We start from the raw sequence: 16,408 nt of genomic DNA on the forward strand, positions 1-16,408 counted from the left end.
GGGCGACCGGAACGGGGGAGGGGCGCGCGGATCATCCGCGCGCCCCTCCCGCCCGTTCGGCCGCGGCTACTCGGTCGGCGTGCCGTCCAGCGCGTCGGCCGCCTCGACCTCCTCGCGGGTGATGCCCAGCAGGTAGAGCACGGTGTCCAGGAACGGCACGTTCACCGCGGTGTCGGCGGCCTCCCGGACGACCGGCTTGGCGTTGAACGCCACGCCCAGCCCGGCCGCGTTCAGCATGTCCAGGTCGTTGGCGCCGTCGCCGATCGCCACCGTCTGCTCCAGCGGAACCTTGGCCTGCTCGGCGAACCGGGCCAGCCAGCGCGCCTTGCCCGCCCGGTCCACGATCTCGCCGACCACCCGGCCGGTGAACCTGCCGTCCACCACCTCCAGGGTGTTGGCCGCCGCGAAGTCCAGGCCCAGCTGCTCGACCAGGTGGTCGGTGACCTGGGTGAACCCGCCGGAGACCACCGCGACCTGGAAGCCCAGCCGCTGCAGGGTCCGGATCAGGGTGCGCGCCCCCGGGGTGAACCGGACCTCGGTGCGCACCTTCTCCGTCACCGAGGCGTCCAGGCCGGCCAGCAACGCCACCCGGGCGCGCAGCGACTCGGCGAAGTCCAGCTCGCCGCGCATCGCCGCGGCCGTCACCTCGGCGACCTCCTGCTCGCAGCCCGCGTGGGCGGCGAAGAGCTCGATCACCTCGTCCTGGATCAGCGTCGAGTCGACGTCCATCACCACCAGCCGCTTGGCCCGGCGCTCCAGCCCGGCCGCCACCACGGCGATGTCCACCCGCTGGGTGGCCGCCTCCTGGGCCAGCTCGGCGCGCAGCTGCTCGGTGGCGACACCGGAGACGGCCAGCTCGACCGCCGTCACCGGGTACTTGGCCAGCCGGAAGACGCGGTCGATGTTGCCGCCGGCCCCGGTGATCCGCGAGGTCAGCGCCGAGACCGCCGAGGCGGTCAGCGGGTGGCCCAGCACGGTGACGTGCGAGCGGCCCTCGCGGCGCGGCCGGTTGTCGCCGATGCCGGAGATGATCTCGGCCTGGAGCTTCTGCTCCTCGGCCCAGCGGTGCACGGTCGAGCGCAGCTCGCCCTCGGCACCGGGGGCGCCGGCGGCCGGCGGGGTGACCAGGGCGCACAGCGTTATCCGGCCACGGGTGACGACCTGCTCGATGTCGATCACGTCGACGTCGAACCCGGCCAGCGTGGCGAAGAGACCGGCAGTGATGCCGGGTCGGTCCTTGCCGAACACCTTGACGAGCAGGGTGCGCTCGTCCTCGGTCCGGGGCTGCGGGGCGGGGAACGGCTCGGCGGCCAAGGGCGATGCGTTCATGATGCCTCCCACGCTACCGGGCATCCGGCGAGGCCACGGCACCCGTCCGCGTCGTGGACCGGTCGGGTCGGAGGTGGTGGAAAGTGTGCGCACGATCGTGGTGACCGCGTGGTTGCGCAGAGGTGACATCGGGGAGCGGTGGCGGGGGCGTCTGCGAATCGTTGCCGCCTGGTCACAGTCGCCGGGGGTGACTTTCACCAACGGGCGGCGGGCTGGAATGATTCCCCCGTCAGATTGCAGGACATCGCCCCGGTCGGGGGCCGAAATCGGGGGACCGAGAGAGCGGGGCAGGCGCGCAGTGCCGCAACTCGTCATTGAGATCAACGGACAGCAGCGGACTCTGGAGCCGGGGCGGTCCTACACCATCGGGCGCAACCCGCAGTCGGACTTCCCGTTCGACGACGCGCGGGTTTCCTGGCACCACGCCACCATCTCCTTCAACGGGGCCGGTTGGCAGCTGGACGACCACGGGAGCACCAACGGCACCTACACCGGCGGGGCCCGCACGCAGCAGGCCCAGCTCTTCCCCGGCGCGGTGGTCAACCTCGGCAACGCCGAGAACGGCCCGCGTCTGAGCTTCTCCGCGCCGGCCCAGGCCGCCGCCCCGGCCCCCGCCTGGCACGAGGCCGCGACCAGCCGCAGCCACGTGCCGGGGCCGCAGCAGCAGGCGCCCGCGCAGCAGCCGTGGGCCCAGCAGCAGCCGCCCGCGCAGCAGCAGCCGTTCCCGCCGCAGGCCCAGCAGCAGTGGGGCGGCCAGCAGCAGCCCTTCCCGCAGCAGCAGGGCTTCCCCGAACAGGCCCCGCAGCACGGCGCCTTCCCGCAGCAGGCCCCGCGGCACGACGGCGGCCCGCAGCCCACGATGATCCGCAGCCTGACCGCCGGGATGAACACCGTCCGGATCGGTCGCGCGCTCGACAACGACATCGTGGTCTCCGACCTCCAGGTCTCCCGCCACCACGCCGAGCTGCGCCAGCTGCCCGACGGCCGCTACGAGATCGTCGACCTCGGCAGCCACAACGGCATCTTCCTCAACGGCCAGCGCGTCCAGCGTCAGCTGATGGGTCCGCAGGACCGCCTGACCGTCGGTCACTCCAGCTTCGTCCTGGTCGGCGACCAGCTGCAGGAGTTCGTCGACACCGGCGCCGTCTCCTTCTCGGCCCGCCACCTGACCGTCGAGGTCGACTTCAAGAGCGGCAAGAAGGTCCTGCTCAACGACGTCAGCTTCGGCGTCCCGGAGAAGTCCCTGGTCGCGGTCATCGGCCCGTCCGGCTCCGGCAAGTCGACCCTGCTGCGCGCCCTCACCGGCTACCGCCCGGCCGACCGCGGCGACGTCCTCTACGACGGCCGCAACCTCTACAAGCAGTTCGCCGAGCTGCGCTCGCGCATCGGCCTGGTGCCGCAGTCGGAGATCCTGCACAAGGAGCTGACCGTCCGCACCGGCCTCAAGTACGCGGCCCGGCTGCGCTTCCCCGGCGACACCGAGGCCCGCGAGCGCGAGGCCCGGATCGACGAGGTGCTGTACGAGCTGCGCCTGGACAAGCGCGCCGACAACAAGATCACCGCACTCTCCGGCGGCCAGCAGAAGCGCGTCTCGGTCGCCCTGGAGCTGCTCACCAAGCCGTCGCTGATCTTCCTGGACGAGCCCACCTCGGGCCTCGACCCGGGCATGGACCGCGAGGTCATGCAGATGCTGCGCGGCCTCGCCGACGACGGCCGCACCATCCTGGTCGTCACCCACTCGGTGGCCGAACTCGCGCTCTGCGACCGGCTGCTGGTGATGGCGCCGGGCGGCTCGGTGGCCTACTTCGGCCCGCCGGACGAGGCGCTGCACTTCTTCGGGTACGAGACCTGGGCCGACGTCTTCCAGGCCTTCGAGAACTACCCGGACCACGACTGGGCCGGCCGCTACCGCGGTTCGGTGCACTACCAGCAGTACTCCGCCCCCACCGTCGAGGCGGGCGAGGTGCAGCACGTGCAGGTGGCCCAGGAGGCCGTCCGGCCGCCGAAGCCGCAGAGCTGGGGCTCCCAGCTGTGGACGCTGATGCGGCGCTACATGTCCGTGCTCGCCTCGGACCGCGGCTTCCTCGCGCTGTCGGTGCTGCTGCCCGCGGTCATCGGCGCGGTCAGCGTGCTGATCCCCAATGCGGCGGGCCTGGCACCGAACCCGAAGAACCAGCTCGGGATCAACAGCGGGGCCGCGACGATCATGCTGATCCTGGCGATCGGCGCCTGCTTCTCCGGCGCGGCCAACTCGGTCCGCGAGTTGATCAAGGAGCGGGCGATCTACGAGCGAGAACGAGCCACCGGGCTCTCCCGCTCGGCGTACATGATGTCCAAGATCATCGTGCTGGGTGTCTTCAGCGTGATCCAGGGCGCGATCATCTCCGCCGTCGGTTTCCTGCCGCGCAAGCTCCCCGCGCACGGTCTGATCGTCAAGGACCTGCCGATCATCGAGATGACCATCGGCATGATCCTGCTGAGCTTCGCCGCGATGATGTTCGGCCTGATGATCTCCGCGCTGGTCAAGACCGCCGAGAAGACCATGCCGCTGCTGGTCATGTTCGCCATCGTCCAGGTCGTCTTCACCGGCTGCCTCTTCCAGATCTTCAGCAAGCCCGGTCTGGAGCAGGTCGCCTGGCTGATGCCGGCCCGCTGGGGCACCGGCATGGTCGCCACCACGCTGGACCTCTCGCACCTGCTCGGTCCGTGGAACAAGGACTTCAACCACCCCGACTACGACCCGCTGTGGGACCACAGCATCGCCCAGCTGCTGATCGACGCCGGCGCACTGGTGGTGATCTCGATCGTCCTCGGCGTCATCATCACGCGCCTGCAGCGCCGCCACGAGCCCGAGGTCATGCAGAAGGGCTGAGCCCTTCACCGCTCGCACACCAGGGGCGGCCCTTCCCGGCGACGGGGAGGGCCGCCCCTCGGCGTTCCCGTCCCCGGAGGCCCGCAGCTCCTCGGAGGGCCCACGGCCTAGGTCTGCGGTCCTGCGCCCCGCACGTCCCCCGACCGAAGCGGGCGGCGGGCGGGCGGCGGTACGTTGGCGGTATGCCCACCCCGCCCACCGCCCACCTCCGGGTCGGCCCGCCCTCCGGCGGTCCGATGCCCGCCTGCGACCCCTGCCTGGCCGGCATCGAGGCGGTCAGCCGGGCCCTGCTCGCGATGAGCCGCCACCTGGAGGTGCGCGAGGTCCTGCGCCGGATCACCGCCTCTGCCCGCGGCCTGCTCGGCGCCGAGTACGCCGCCCTCGGCGTGCCCGACGACCACGGCGGCTTCGCCCAGTTCGTCGTCGACGGCATCACCGACGAGCAGTGGAAGGCCATCGGCCCGCTGCCCCGTCAGCACGGCGTCCTCGCCACGATGCTGCACGAGACCGGCCCCACCCGGCTCACCGACGTCCGCCGCGCCCCCTCCTTCGGCGGCTGGCCCGCCGCCCACCCGGAGATGGACGCCTTCCTCGGCATGCCGATCCTGGACACCGACGCCGCCGAGGACGAGCCGCAGGTCATGGGCGTCATCTTCCTCGCCAACAAGCGCGGCGGCGGGCTCTTCACCGACCACGACGAGGAGCTGCTGCGGATACTCGCCGCCCACGCGGCCCTCGCCCTCTCCAACGCCCGCCTCTACGAGCGCAGCCGCGAACTCACCCTGGCCGGCGAGCGCGCCCGGATCGCCCACGACCTGCACGACGCCGTCTCGCAGAAGCTCTTCTCGCTGCGCCTCACCGCCCAGGCCGCCGCCAAGCTGGTCGACCGCGACCCGGCCCGCGCCCGCGCCGAACTCGCCGAGGTCGCCCGGCTCGCCGCCGAGGCCGCCGACGAACTGCGCGCCGTCGTCGTCGAACTGCGCCCCGCCGCGCTGGAGGAGGACGGCCTCAGCGCCACCCTCGCCTCCCAGGTGCAGGTCCTCGACCGCGCCCACACCGCCGACGTCGCCTTCGCCGCGGACGGCGTCCGCGCCCTGCCCCCGGCCCAGGAGGCGGCGCTGCTGCGGGTCGCCCAGGAGGCCCTGCACAACGCGCTGCGCCACGCCGACGCCCGGCGCGTCACCGTCACCCTGGCCGGCACCCCCGCGCGCGGCGCCGTCCTGCGGGTGCGCGACGACGGCCGCGGCTTCGACCCCGAGTCGGTCCGCCGGGCCGGCCGCCACCTCGGCCTGGCCTCGATGCGCGACCGCGCCGCCGCCGTCGGCGGCACACTCACCCTGGACTCGGCCCCCGGCCGGGGGACGCTCGTCGAGATGGAGGTCCCCGGTGCCTGACACCACGCCGTCGATCCGCGTCCTGCTGGTCGACGACCACCAGGTGGTCCGCCGCGGCCTGCGCACCTTCCTGGAGGTGCAGGACGACATCGAGGTGGTCGGTGAGGCCGCCGACGGCGCCGAGGGCGTCGAGCGGGCCCGAGAGCTCGACCCGGACGTCGTCCTGATGGACCTCAAGATGCCCGGCGTCGACGGCATCGAGGCGCTGCGCACGCTCAAGGGCGAGGGCAGCCGGGCCCGGATCCTGATCGTCACCAGCTTCACCGAGCACCGCACGATGGTCCCCGCCCTGCGGGCCGGCGCCGCCGGCTACGTGTACAAGGACGTCGACCCGGAGGCGCTGGCCGGCGCCATCCGCTCGGTCCACGCCGGCCACGTGCTGCTCCAGCCCGAGCTGGCCGAGGCCCTGCTCGCCGACGACGGTCCCCGCCCGCCGCAGGGGCGCGGCGGCAGCCTGACCGAGCGCGAGCGCGAAGTCCTCGGCCACCTCGCCGACGGCCGCTCCAACCGGGAGATCGCCCGGAGCCTGCACCTGTCGGAGAAGACGGTGAAGACGCACGTCTCCAACATCCTGATGAAGCTGGACCTCGCGGACCGGACCCAGGCGGCGCTGTGGGCCGTGCGCAACGGCGCCGTGCGGGAGACATAGCACCACCCGCACGGCGACTCTGCTGTCAGCGGTCCTCGCGCTCGTCGACGAGGGCGTTGTAGGCGGCCACCTGGGCCCGCCGGGCGGTGCGCCACAGCGGCGCCAGGACGGACTGCCGAGCCGCCATCTCGGACGCGCTGACGGCTGCGCCGTGGCCGCCCGAGGCGATCGACAGCAGCGCCGACACCTGCCGGGCCGACTCCAGCACGCGCACGGCCCGCGGCGGGTAGCCGGGGGCCAGCAGCTCGGCGTGGCCGCGCCGCCGGTACGCGTCCAGCGCGCGCAGCGCCTCCGGCCCGGCACCGGCCACGTCGAGCCGGGCGAGCAGGACGGTCGCCTCGCGCAGCCCGTCCGCCAGCTCGCGCTCGGCCTCGTGCAGCGACGGCACGTCGGCCGGCGGCGCGTCGTTCACCTCGGAGCACCGCCACAGCACCGTCGCCGAGCGGTCCCCGGCCGGGCCGAAGACCTCGATCTCCGGCACCAGCCCGAGCGGCACCCCGACCGCCAGCACCGCCTCGCCCGCGCCCATCGCGCGCTCGTTGAACGGCGCCGGGCCGGTCAGCCCCAGCGGGTGCCCGGCCGTCGGCAGGGCCAGCCGCAGGCCCTTCACACCCAGCACCCGAAGCCGCCCCAGCGCCCAGGTCAGCCCGTGCTGCTCGCCCGGCGCGTCCCCGGGCAGCCCGGTCACCCGGTGGCTCTCGTCCGCCCCGAGGACGGCCGCGGCGGCATTGTCGGGCGCCGCCAGCCCGGCCAGCAGGGCGTTGCCCCAGGCGGTGAGCCGCCCCGAACGGGGCTCTTCGTACGGATTGTCGGCAGGAGTCGAGAGCATCCGGCCAGCCTACGGAATCGGCGGTCATCCGCGTGGCGTAGGTTTGCCCATGCGTGTGCGGCGCACCCACTCCGTGCCACCCGGCCGCCGGGGTAGGCTGCCCGCCCGCACCGACGGCCGTGATTTCTGTTTTGGGGAAGGCGTAGGCATGAGCGACGTGCTGGAGCTGGTGGACGTATCCGTGGTCCGGGAGGAGCGCGCGCTGGTCGACCAGGTCTCGTGGTCCATCTCCGAGGGCGAGCGCTGGGTGATCCTCGGCCCCAACGGCGCCGGCAAGACCACCCTGCTGCAGATCGCCTCCTCGTACCTGTTCCCGACCGCCGGCAAGGTGACCATCCTGGGCGAGAAGCTCGGCGAGATCGACGTCTTCGAGCTGCGCTCCCGGATCGGCCTGGCCGGCGCGGCCATGTTCGACAAGCTGCCGGCCGAGCAGACCGTCCTGCAGACGGTGCTCACCGCCGCGTACGGCATGACGGTCAGCTGGCAGGAGAAGTACGAGCAGTCCGACGAGTCCCGCGCGCTGGCCCTGCTGGACCGCCTCGGCATGGCCGGCATGACCGCCCGCAAGTTCGGCACCCTCTCCGAGGGCGAGCGCAAGCGCACCCTGATCGCCCGCGCCCTGATGACCGACCCCGAGCTGCTGCTGCTGGACGAGCCCGCCGCCGGCCTCGACCTCGGCGGCCGCGAGGACCTGGTGCGCCGCCTCGGCGCGCTGGCCCAGGACGAGTTCGCGCCGGCCATGGCGATGGTCACCCACCACGTCGAGGAGATCGCCCCCGGCTTCACCCACGTCCTGATGATCCGCCAGGGCAAGGTGCTCACCGCCGGCCCGATCGACACCGAGCTGACCGCGCGCAACCTGTCGAAGTGCTTCGGCCTGCCGCTCACCCTGGAGCGCCACGGCGACCGCTGGTCGGCCCAGGGCCTGCCGCTCGGCTGAGCCACCGCCGGGCCCCGCCGGGGCCGCTGACCGGCCGTCGGCGCGCCCCGCCCGCACTCCCGAGCGACCTCGCGGCGCCCCCGCGGGCCCCCTCCCCGGCCCGCGTCGGGGCGCCGAACGCCGCCGATCCGGAACCGGTCGCACGCGCGACCGGTTTCCGCCCCTCCACCTGCGGGAACTGTCCGCCTCGAAGGCCCGCCCTCCCTAGGATGGACATGTGGACAGCTGGATCTGGTGGCTCCTGGCCGCCGTCGGCCTCGGCATACCGCTGGTGCTCACCGCGATGCCGGAGTTCGCCATGTTCGCGGTCGGTGCGCTCGCCGCCGCCGGCCTGGCCGGACTGGGGGCCGACGTGGTGTGGCAGGTGCTGGCCTTCGTTGCGGTCTCGACCGGGCTGCTGGTGGTGGTGAGGCCGATCGCCTACCGGCAGTTGCAGAAGGGCCCGCAGATCAAGATGGGCATCGAGGCGCTCCAGGGCGCCACCGCGGTCGTCGCGGAAACCGTCGACGGGGAGGGCGGACGGATCAAGCTCAACGGCGAGATCTGGTCGGCCCGCGCGCTCCACCCCGGCAGTGTGTACCAGCCGGGGCAGCAGGTCGACGTCGTCGAAATCCAGGGCGCGACCGCCCTGGTCGTCTAGGGGAGAGTCCGTGGAACCCGTCCTTATCGTCCTGGTCGTCCTGGTCGTGGTGGCATTCATCGCGCTGATCAAGACGATTCAGGTCATCCCTCAGGCCAGCGCCGCGATCGTGGAGCGCTTCGGCCGCTACACCCGGACGCTCAACGCGGGGCTGAACATCGTCGTCCCGTTCATCGACCGCGTGCGCAACCGGATCGACCTGCGCGAGCAGGTCGTGCCGTTCCCGCCGCAGCCGGTGATCACCCAGGACAACCTGGTCGTCAACATCGACACGGTCATCTACTACCAGGTCACCGACGCGCGCGCCGCCACCTACGAGGTCGCCAGCTACATCCAGGCGATCGAGCAGCTGACCGTCACCACGCTGCGCAACATCATCGGCTCGATGGACCTGGAGTCCACCCTGACCTCCCGCGAGGTCATCAACGCCGGCCTGCGCGGCGTGCTGGACGAGGCCACCGGCAAGTGGGGCATCCGCGTCAACCGCGTCGAGCTGAAGGCGATCGAGCCGCCGACCTCCATCCAGGACTCGATGGAGAAGCAGATGCGCGCCGACCGCGACAAGCGCGCCGCGATCCTCACCGCCGAGGGCCAGCGGCAGGCGCAAATCCTCAAGGCCGAGGGTGAGAAGCAGGCCGAGGTGCTCAAGGCCGAGGGTGAGGCCCAGGCCGCGGTGCTCCGCGCCGACGGTGAGGCCGCCGCGATCCGGACCGTCTTCGAGGCCATCCACGACGGCGACGCCGACCAGAAGCTGCTCGCCTACCAGTACCTGCAGACCCTGCCCGAGCTGGCCAAGGGCGACTCGAACAAGCTCTGGATCATCCCGAGCGAGGTCGGCGACGCGCTCAAGGGCCTCGGCGGCGCCTTCACCGGCCTGACCGGCAACGGCGGCGTGAACGGCGGGGCGGTCGCGGCCCCCAGCGCCGCCGCACCGGCCGCCACCCAGGTGCCGCTGGACCCGGCGGCCGGTCCGCGTCCGCTGGACACCGACACCAAGGGTGCCGCCCGGCCCCGGGTCGACCCGGCCCGCGAGTACCGCAAGATCGACCCGGAGTGACCGGTCCGACCGGCCGGTTCACTGCCTGACCCGCCGGCTGCCCGACCGGCCGACCGCCCGTGCGGCGCGGGCCCGCTCCCATTCGGGGGCGGGCCCGTCGCCGTTCCTGCGGACGCCCGCCTTCCCGGCCGGGCGTGTGGGCCCGGTGTGCGGGCGCGGTGTGCGGACCCGGTGTGCGGCGGGCATGTGGCGTGCGTCCCGAATGATGGGCGGGTCTGGTGGGCCCCGCCCGCGGTCCGGCATGATCGCCTCGGACAGGACCGAGACGAGAGGTGGCCCATGACGCTCTGGGAGGCGATCGCCGTCCTGGCGGCGGGCGTCGGAGCCGGGATGATCAACGTGATCGTCGGCTCCGGAACCCTGATCACGTTCCCCGTCCTGCTCGCCGTCGGCATCCCGCCGGTCACCGCCAACGTCTCCAACTCCTTCGGCCTGGTGCCCGGTTCACTCAGCGGCGTGATCGGCTACCGGCGCGAGCTGGCCGACCAGGGCCGCCGGCTGCTGCGCCTCGGCACCGCCTCGCTGCTCGGCGGGCTGGTCGGCGCGGTGCTGCTGATCGAACTGCCGAGCGCCGCCTTCGACGCGATCGTCCCGGTGCTGATCCTGCTGGCCCTCGTGCTGGTCGTGATCCAGCCACGGGTGGCCAAGGCGGTGGCCGCCCGCCGCCGCCCCGGCGGCGACCCGGACGGCGGTGCCGCACTGCTCGCCGGCGTGTTCCTCACCGGCATCTACGGCGGCTACTTCGGCGCCGCCCAGGGCGTCCTGCTGCTGGCCCTGATGGGCATGCTGCTCCAGGAGGAGCTGCAGCGGATCAACGCGGTGAAGAACGCCCTGGCGATGATCGTCAATGCCGTCGCCGCCCTCTTCTTCCTCTTCACCGCGACGGTCGACTGGGCCGCCGCCGGCCTGATCGCGGCGGGCTCGCTGGTCGGCGGCCTGGTCGGGGCCAAGGTGGGCCGCAAACTGTCGGCGCCGGTGCTGCGGGGCGTCATCGTGGTGGTCGGCCTGGTCGCCGTCACCAAGCTGCTGATCAACTGATCGACCGCCACGCCCCGACCGTCACGCCCCGATCGGTGCACCTGACCGATGCACCGTCGCACCGTTGTACCGACCGACCCCGGAGGACGTCATGGCACTGGAGATGCGTGAGATCTGCGAGCGCTGCGAGGTGTCGCTGACCGCGGACGGCCCCGCCTCCATATGCTCCTACGAGTGCACCTTCTGTCCGGACTGCACCGGCGCCATGGCCGGCCGCTGCCCCAACTGCGGCGGTGAACTGGTGCCACGTCCACGCCGGAAGGCCTGACGCTCCGCCGCGGGCGGGGCCACCCAACACTCCGACCCACGGGAGCGGTCCGATGAGCAGCAGAGCACGCCTGACCGAGGACGAGATCGCGGCCGCCATGGCCGGCCTGCCGGAGTGGACCCGGGACGGCGACACCATCACCCGCACCGCCGACGCACGGGACTTCCCGGCGGCGATCCGGGTGGTCGTCGCCGTCGCCGAGGAGGCCGAGACGATGGACCACCACCCCGACATCGACATCCGCTGGCGCACCCTGCGGTTCGCCCTCTCCACGCACAGCGCCGGCGGCCTGACCGCCCTCGACTTCACCCTCGCCGCACGCATCGACACGGCCCTGCGCGCCGAATCCGCCTGACCGCGGGGCGGTCCGGCCCCGGTTCCGTCCCGTCCGCGCGCCCGTCCTCCCCCGTGCGGTGTCCCGCTCCCCTTCTCCCAGGGCGGAACGGGACGCTCCGGGTGGCGTGAGATGCTGGCCCCTCCACGGCGGGCGGCGGGAGGGACGGAACGGATGGCTCAGGATCCCCTCGGCGGCGCCCAGCAGCAGCCCTGGTACCCGCAGCAGACCGACCACCGGCAGGACTGGCCCGCGGCCGACCCGGAGCAGCAGCCCTGGCAGGGGAGCGGGCCGCACGAGGCCGGCACCGGGTACGGGGAGAGCGCCGGGCACGGAAGCGGTGCCGGGTACGGGAACGGACAGGACGCCTACGGGAACGGGTCCTCGTACGGGAACGGGTCCGCCTACGGGAACGCGGCGTACGGGCAGGGCGGCTACGGCGAGCAGGGCTACGGAACGGCCGGCCACGGCTCGGCCGACTACGCGGCCGCGGACGGGCAGACCGGGTACGGGCAGACGGTCTACGGACAGGGTGTCTACGGCGGCCAGCAGCCGTACTACCAGTACACCGACTACGAGCAGCAGCAACAGCAGCAGTACGCGGACTACGCCGCCCCGCAGCAGCCGGCCGGGGCCGGCCTGTACGCCCCGGCGGGCGCCGAGTACTCCGCCGACGGCTACCTGTGCTCCGACCCCGAGCAGGAGTCCGAGCCGCCGGCGGACGTCGACGAGGACGCCGACCGGGACGCCGACGAGAGCCTGGCCCGGGGCGCCGACGCCGGCGGTGAGCGCGGTTCCGGCGGCTCGACCGAGCCGGTCGCCGGGCCGGACCGCACCGAGAACGGCCGGACCGGCCTCGCGGCCAGGGCCCGGGCCGCCGCCGACTCGGTGGTCTCCGCCGAGCACGCGCCGAGCCGGCGGTCCCTGGCGATCCGCGCGGGAGCGGGCGTCGCCGCGCTCGGCGTGCTGCTCGCCGCGGCCCTGCTGGTGGCCACCGAGGACGGTGGCACCGACTCCGCCGACGCCACCGGCAGCGAGCCGGGCTTCGCCGTCGCCCACACCAGGGCCTGGTCGGCCCAGCCGGCCGCCGCTCTCCAGCCCGGCACCGACGACACCCTGGTCGGCAGCTGGCTGCTGTCCGACGCGGTGGTGCGCGCCGACGCCACCGGCGTCCGCGCCTACGACCGGGCGGACGGCAAGCCCACCTGGTCGGTCGAACCGCCGGCCGCCGGGGCCGTCCCGTGCGGGCTGTCCCCGAGCGTCAACGCGGCCGGCGTCGGCGCGGCACTGTTCCGGACCCAGGCCGACCCGAAGAGCCCGTGCACCTCGGTGGTCGCCGTCGACACCAAGACCGGCAAGACCGCCTGGACCAAGTCCGTCACCGACGCCAAGGGCACCTACACCGCCCACGTCGGCGTCACCGAGGACAAGGTGATCGCCGTCGGCGACGACCGCGCCGTGGCCTGGGAGTCCGCCGACGGCAAAGACGTCTGGCAGTACACCGGCCAGGGCAAGTTCTGCAGCCTCTCCGGCGGCGTCGCCGGCAAGACCGTGGTGATCGCCAGCAGCTGCGCCGACTCCACCCCCGTCGACCAGGCCGTCTCGCTCAACACCGCCGACGGCAAGGTGAGTTGGTGGCGCGGCCTGAACAACCAGCCGAAGACCGTGAGCGTGCTCTCCGCCGAACCGGCCGTCGTCCTCACCACCGGCGAGAAGCCCACCGACGACAAGGTGTTCGCCTGGGGCGCCTCCGGCGACCCGGCCGCCGAGATCCCGGTCGCCGCGGGGGAGGGCCGGCTGGACGTCGGCCACGGAACGTTCTCGGCCACGCCCGGGGTGTTCTTCCAGGACCGGACGATGGTGACCATGCTGGTCCCGGCGAACGCCGGCGGCCCGGTCGCGGTGGTCGGCTACGACCTGGACACCGGGCAGCAGCGCTGGAAGACCGCCGCGAGCGAGAAGGGCGAGGTCCGCGCGGTCGGCGTCGACGGCAGCGCGCTGCTGCTCGCCGTCGACGAGCGCCGCGACCAGCCCGCCCACCTCAGCCGCTTCGCCCTGGCCGGCGGCCAGGAGAGCGTGGGCGGCAACTTCCCGCAGGGCACCGGCTCACTGCTGGTCTCCGGCCGGGTGCTGATCGGCGGCGGCCAGGTCGTCGCGGTGCCCGAGCACGCGGCCAACTTCGGCACCGCGTCCGGGTACCAGGCCAAGGGCTGAGGCCCGGTACCCGGCGGCACGGTTCGCACCGCGGCCTCGCGGCGTTCCGGTGTCGCGGCGTTCCGGTGTCGCGGCGTTCCGGCGTCCGCGCGTCCGCTAGGCGGCGGAGGGCGCGGGCGCCATCGGGGCCGCCGGGAGCCAGTCGGCCAGCTCCCGGACCTCCGAGCCGCGCAGGCCCAGCGCCATCATCAGGGTGGCCTGCGGCGTCGGCACGAACGGCTTGCGCAGCAGCCGCATCCCCGCCTGCTCCGGCGTCCGGTCGGCCTTGCGCTGGTTGTCCTCGGCGCACGCGGCGACGGTGTTCATCCAGCTGTCCGCCCCACCGCGCGACTTCGGCTGCAGGTGGTCCACCGTGGTGGCCCGGCGCCCGCAGTAGGCGCAGAGGTGCTGGTCACGGACCAGAACACCGCGACGCGACCACGGAGCCTGTTGTCGGAAAGGAACCCGTACGTACCGTTGCAGTCTGATCACCCGGGGCACCGGTACGGTCACCCCCGTACCGCGGACCGTGCGCAACGGATGCGCCTGCTCCACCACTGCCTTGTCCTGGAGTACCAGGACGACGGCACGCTGGAGCGACACCGTCGTCAGGGGCTCGTAGCTTGCATTCAGAACCAGCGTGCTGCGCACCTCGGCCAACCCTTTCCGCGGGCGTGCCACGGCGGCACGACCGTCTCCACACACGTCACTGCCGCCGCGCGGCGGTGGGACCACTCTGAAGGGGCTCCGGGCCGACGAACAACGGAATTTCCGGTGTCGGACAAGGGCGGTGGCCGCGCGGTGGCGGAGCGGCGGCGGACCTGTGGCGATGCGGGGGCGGTGCGGCGGAGGGCCGGTGGCCGTGCCGTCGGCGCGGGGGACACCCGCGGTGCGCGCGGGTCGGCGGGCGGTGCGCGGGCCGGTCGAGCGGGGCCGGCGGACTCCGACCGGCCGCCTCCGCGGAAACTCGCTGGCCGGGACCGCGTAGGCTCTACACGCTGGAGTCGTTCCGTACCGGGGCCCGACCGAACCGGGCCCGCAGCGGGCGGACGCCCGATCGAAGGAGAAGCGTGACCGTGACGGACATCGTCGACGAGCTGCGGTGGCGTGGGCTGATCGCCCTGTCCACCGACGAGGACGCACTGCGCAAGGCGTTCGCGGACGGCCCGGTCACGTTCTATTGCGGCTTCGACCCGACGGCCCCCAGCCTGCACCTCGGCAACCTGGTGCAGATCCTCACCATGCGCCGCATCCAGCAGGCCGGCAACCTCCCGCTCGGCCTGGTCGGCGGCGCCACCGGTCTGATCGGCGACCCGAAGCCCACCGCCGAGCGCGTCCTCAACGACCCCGAGACGGTGGCCGCCTGGGTCGACCGCCTGCGTGGCCAGATCTCGCGCTTCCTCGACTTCGAGGGTCCGTACGCGGCGCGCATGGTCAACAACCTGGACTGGACCTCCGGGATGTCCGCGATCAGCCTGCTGCGCGACGTGGGCAAGTACTTCCGCGTCAACAACATGATCGCCAAGGAGGCCGTCGCCCGACGGCTCAACTCCGACGCGGGCATCAGCTACACCGAGTTCAGTTACCAGATCCTCCAGGGCATGGACTACCTGGAGCTGAACCGCCGCTACGGCTGCACCCTGCAGACCGGCGGCAGCGACCAGTGGGGCAACCTCACCGCCGGCACGGACCTGATCCGCAAGGCGGACGGCAAGTCCGTGCACGCGCTGGCCACGCCGCTGATCGTCAAGGCGGACGGCACCAAGTTCGGCAAGACGGAGTCCGGCACGGTCTGGCTCGACCCCGAGCTGACCACCCCGTACGCCTTCTACCAGTTCTGGCTGAACGCGGACGACCGCGACGTCTCCAACTTCCTGCGGATCTTCAGCTTCCGCTCGAAGGAGGAGATCGAGGAGCTGGAGCGCGAGACGGCCGAGCGCCCGGCCGCCCGCCTCGCCCAGCGTGCGCTGGCCGAGGAGCTGACCACCCTGGTGCACGGCGCCGACCAGTACGAGCGCGCGGTCGCCGCGTCCAAGGCGCTGTTCGGCCAGGGCGAGCTGACCGATCTGGAGGCCCCGACCCTGGCCGCCGCCCTGGCGGAGGTCCCGAAGGCCGAGGTCACCGAGCTCCAGTCGATCGTCGACCTGCTGGTCGCCGTCGGCCTGGCGCCGAGCCGCTCGGCCGCCCGCCGGACGGTCAAGGAGGGCGGCGCCTACCTCAACAACGTCAAGGTGACGGACGAGGAGGCGGTCCCGACCGAGGCCGATCTGCTGCACGGCCGGTGGCTGGTGCTGCGTCGCGGCAAGCGCAACCTGGCCGCGGCCGAGCTGGTCGCCGCCGGCTGAACACGGCACGGCTGGACACGGCGCCGCACGGCTGAGCCCGGCTCGGTGAACGCGACCGGCCGTGGCCGAAACTGAATAGCCCCTGACCTGGGGCTTACGACACGGGGGACCGGATCTGGACAGATCCGGTCCCCCGTGTTTGACGCCGCCGTCCGACTGGCCTAGTGTTGGACGAGTCGCTGGAAGCGGGCAGGTACTTGGACGGCCGAAAGGTCGGCGCGGACCAGCCGAAGCGATCATCACAGTCAGCAAGTCCAACTCTCACTCGATGCCCATTCATTTGGGTTGGTCGGCGTTCCCGTCGACCGGTGAAAGTCGGGAATTTCGGGTAACTCTCGGAATGCGCTAATGTGGAGGTCGCCGCGGAAAGCGGACCTGGCCAGCAAGGGTCGGATGAATGAAACTCCGGAAAACGGAGCGGAAAACGTCTGATAAGCTGGAAACACGAAAGAACGAAGCGCCCGGAGGGCCGGTGTGAAAGCCGCCTGAAGGAAGTGTCCGTTCCTTGAGAACTCAACAG

Annotated in this window: 14 protein-coding genes; 11 read left to right on the plus strand and 3 right to left on the minus strand. The window is 72.8% G+C overall.

The features are described from left to right. Positions 1–66: 66 nt before the first annotated feature. Entirely contained in the window at positions 67–1,329 is a 1,263-nt protein-coding gene (gene serB, locus ACIPSC_RS19955; protein ID WP_400827160.1) for a phosphoserine phosphatase SerB, read from the minus strand. Positions 1,330–1,627: 298 nt separating this feature from the next. Here serB and ACIPSC_RS19960 point away from each other — a divergent pair, with 298 nt between their 5' ends. The 3 genes from ACIPSC_RS19960 to ACIPSC_RS19970 all read left to right on the plus strand — a co-directional run bounded on the left by ACIPSC_RS19960 (position 1,628) and on the right by ACIPSC_RS19970 (position 6,244). After that, entirely contained in the window at positions 1,628–4,201 is a 2,574-nt protein-coding gene (locus ACIPSC_RS19960; protein WP_400827162.1) for an FHA domain-containing protein, read from the plus strand. A gap of 236 nt (positions 4,202–4,437) precedes the next feature. Further along, a complete protein-coding gene (locus ACIPSC_RS19965; RefSeq protein ID WP_400827191.1) occupies positions 4,438–5,595 on the plus strand; it encodes a GAF domain-containing sensor histidine kinase in 1,158 nt (385 codons plus the stop codon). Beyond that, positions 5,588–6,244 (plus strand): response regulator, encoded by a 657-nt coding sequence (locus ACIPSC_RS19970; protein ID WP_400827163.1) that lies wholly within the window; start codon positions 5,588–5,590, stop codon positions 6,242–6,244. The genes ACIPSC_RS19965 and ACIPSC_RS19970 overlap by 8 nt, the downstream gene beginning before the upstream one ends. A gap of 25 nt (positions 6,245–6,269) precedes the next feature. Here ACIPSC_RS19970 and ACIPSC_RS19975 read toward each other — a convergent pair whose 3' ends face one another. Further along, positions 6,270–7,073 (minus strand): hypothetical protein, encoded by an 804-nt coding sequence (locus ACIPSC_RS19975; RefSeq protein ID WP_400827165.1) that lies wholly within the window; start codon positions 7,071–7,073, stop codon positions 6,270–6,272. Positions 7,074–7,221: 148 nt separating this feature from the next. Here ACIPSC_RS19975 and ACIPSC_RS19980 point away from each other — a divergent pair, with 148 nt between their 5' ends. The 7 genes from ACIPSC_RS19980 to ACIPSC_RS20010 all read left to right on the plus strand — a co-directional run bounded on the left by ACIPSC_RS19980 (position 7,222) and on the right by ACIPSC_RS20010 (position 13,564). After that, the gene (locus ACIPSC_RS19980; protein ID WP_238863235.1) at positions 7,222–8,013 is read left to right on the plus strand and encodes an ABC transporter ATP-binding protein; all 792 of its coding nucleotides are present in this window, start codon (positions 7,222–7,224) and stop codon (positions 8,011–8,013) included. Positions 8,014–8,230: 217 nt separating this feature from the next. Next, positions 8,231–8,653, plus strand: a complete 423-nt coding sequence (locus tag ACIPSC_RS19985; protein WP_400827166.1) for an NfeD family protein — start codon at positions 8,231–8,233, stop codon at positions 8,651–8,653. A 10-nt stretch (positions 8,654–8,663) separates the two neighbouring features. Next, positions 8,664–9,710, plus strand: a complete 1,047-nt coding sequence (locus ACIPSC_RS19990; protein WP_400827168.1) for an SPFH domain-containing protein — start codon at positions 8,664–8,666, stop codon at positions 9,708–9,710. 279 nt (positions 9,711–9,989) lie between these two features. Continuing rightward, a complete protein-coding gene (locus tag ACIPSC_RS19995; protein ID WP_400827170.1) occupies positions 9,990–10,748 on the plus strand; it encodes a sulfite exporter TauE/SafE family protein in 759 nt (252 codons plus the stop codon). Positions 10,749–10,851: 103 nt separating this feature from the next. Further along, positions 10,852–11,016 (plus strand): DUF1272 domain-containing protein, encoded by a 165-nt coding sequence (locus ACIPSC_RS20000; protein ID WP_400827192.1) that lies wholly within the window; start codon positions 10,852–10,854, stop codon positions 11,014–11,016. A gap of 52 nt (positions 11,017–11,068) precedes the next feature. Further along, positions 11,069–11,371, plus strand: a complete 303-nt coding sequence (locus ACIPSC_RS20005) for a 4a-hydroxytetrahydrobiopterin dehydratase (RefSeq protein ID WP_400827171.1) — start codon at positions 11,069–11,071, stop codon at positions 11,369–11,371. A gap of 153 nt (positions 11,372–11,524) precedes the next feature. After that, positions 11,525–13,564 carry a PQQ-binding-like beta-propeller repeat protein gene (locus ACIPSC_RS20010; RefSeq protein WP_400827172.1) on the plus strand — a complete coding sequence of 680 codons (2,040 nt, stop codon included), beginning with the start codon at positions 11,525–11,527 and terminating at the stop codon, positions 13,562–13,564. Positions 13,565–13,660: 96 nt separating this feature from the next. Here ACIPSC_RS20010 and ACIPSC_RS20015 read toward each other — a convergent pair whose 3' ends face one another. Continuing rightward, complete coding sequence (locus tag ACIPSC_RS20015; protein WP_395293841.1) at positions 13,661–14,194, minus strand: HNH endonuclease; 534 nt, start codon at positions 14,192–14,194, stop codon at positions 13,661–13,663. A 425-nt stretch (positions 14,195–14,619) separates the two neighbouring features. On the opposite strand from ACIPSC_RS20015, the gene tyrS reads away from it, so the two are divergent. After that, positions 14,620–15,888 (plus strand): tyrosine--tRNA ligase, encoded by a 1,269-nt coding sequence (tyrS, locus tag ACIPSC_RS20020; RefSeq protein ID WP_400827193.1) that lies wholly within the window; start codon positions 14,620–14,622, stop codon positions 15,886–15,888. Positions 15,889–16,408 lie beyond the last annotated feature (520 nt).

Origin of the sequence: Kitasatospora sp. NPDC090091, assembly GCF_044747365.1 — a bacterium.
In the GTDB taxonomy this organism is placed as follows: Bacteria; Actinomycetota; Actinomycetes; order Streptomycetales; family Streptomycetaceae; genus Kitasatospora.

What these genes read in the sequence shown, in the direction of transcription:
- serB (WP_400827160.1), bottom strand. Translation starts at nt 1,329, where the DNA reads ATGAACGCATCGCCCTTGGCCGCCGAGCCGTTCCCCGCCCCGCAGCCC.
- ACIPSC_RS19965 (WP_400827191.1), top strand. Translation starts at nt 4,438, where the DNA reads ATGCCCGCCTGCGACCCCTGCCTGGCCGGCATCGAGGCGGTCAGCCGG.
- ACIPSC_RS19975 (WP_400827165.1), bottom strand. Translation starts at nt 7,073, where the DNA reads ATGCTCTCGACTCCTGCCGACAATCCGTACGAAGAGCCCCGTTCGGGG.
- ACIPSC_RS19980 (WP_238863235.1), top strand. Translation starts at nt 7,222, where the DNA reads ATGAGCGACGTGCTGGAGCTGGTGGACGTATCCGTGGTCCGGGAGGAG.
- ACIPSC_RS19995 (WP_400827170.1), top strand. Translation starts at nt 9,990, where the DNA reads ATGACGCTCTGGGAGGCGATCGCCGTCCTGGCGGCGGGCGTCGGAGCC.
- ACIPSC_RS20000 (WP_400827192.1), top strand. Translation starts at nt 10,852, where the DNA reads ATGCGTGAGATCTGCGAGCGCTGCGAGGTGTCGCTGACCGCGGACGGC.
- ACIPSC_RS20005 (WP_400827171.1), top strand. Translation starts at nt 11,069, where the DNA reads ATGAGCAGCAGAGCACGCCTGACCGAGGACGAGATCGCGGCCGCCATG.
- ACIPSC_RS20010 (WP_400827172.1), top strand. Translation starts at nt 11,525, where the DNA reads ATGGCTCAGGATCCCCTCGGCGGCGCCCAGCAGCAGCCCTGGTACCCG.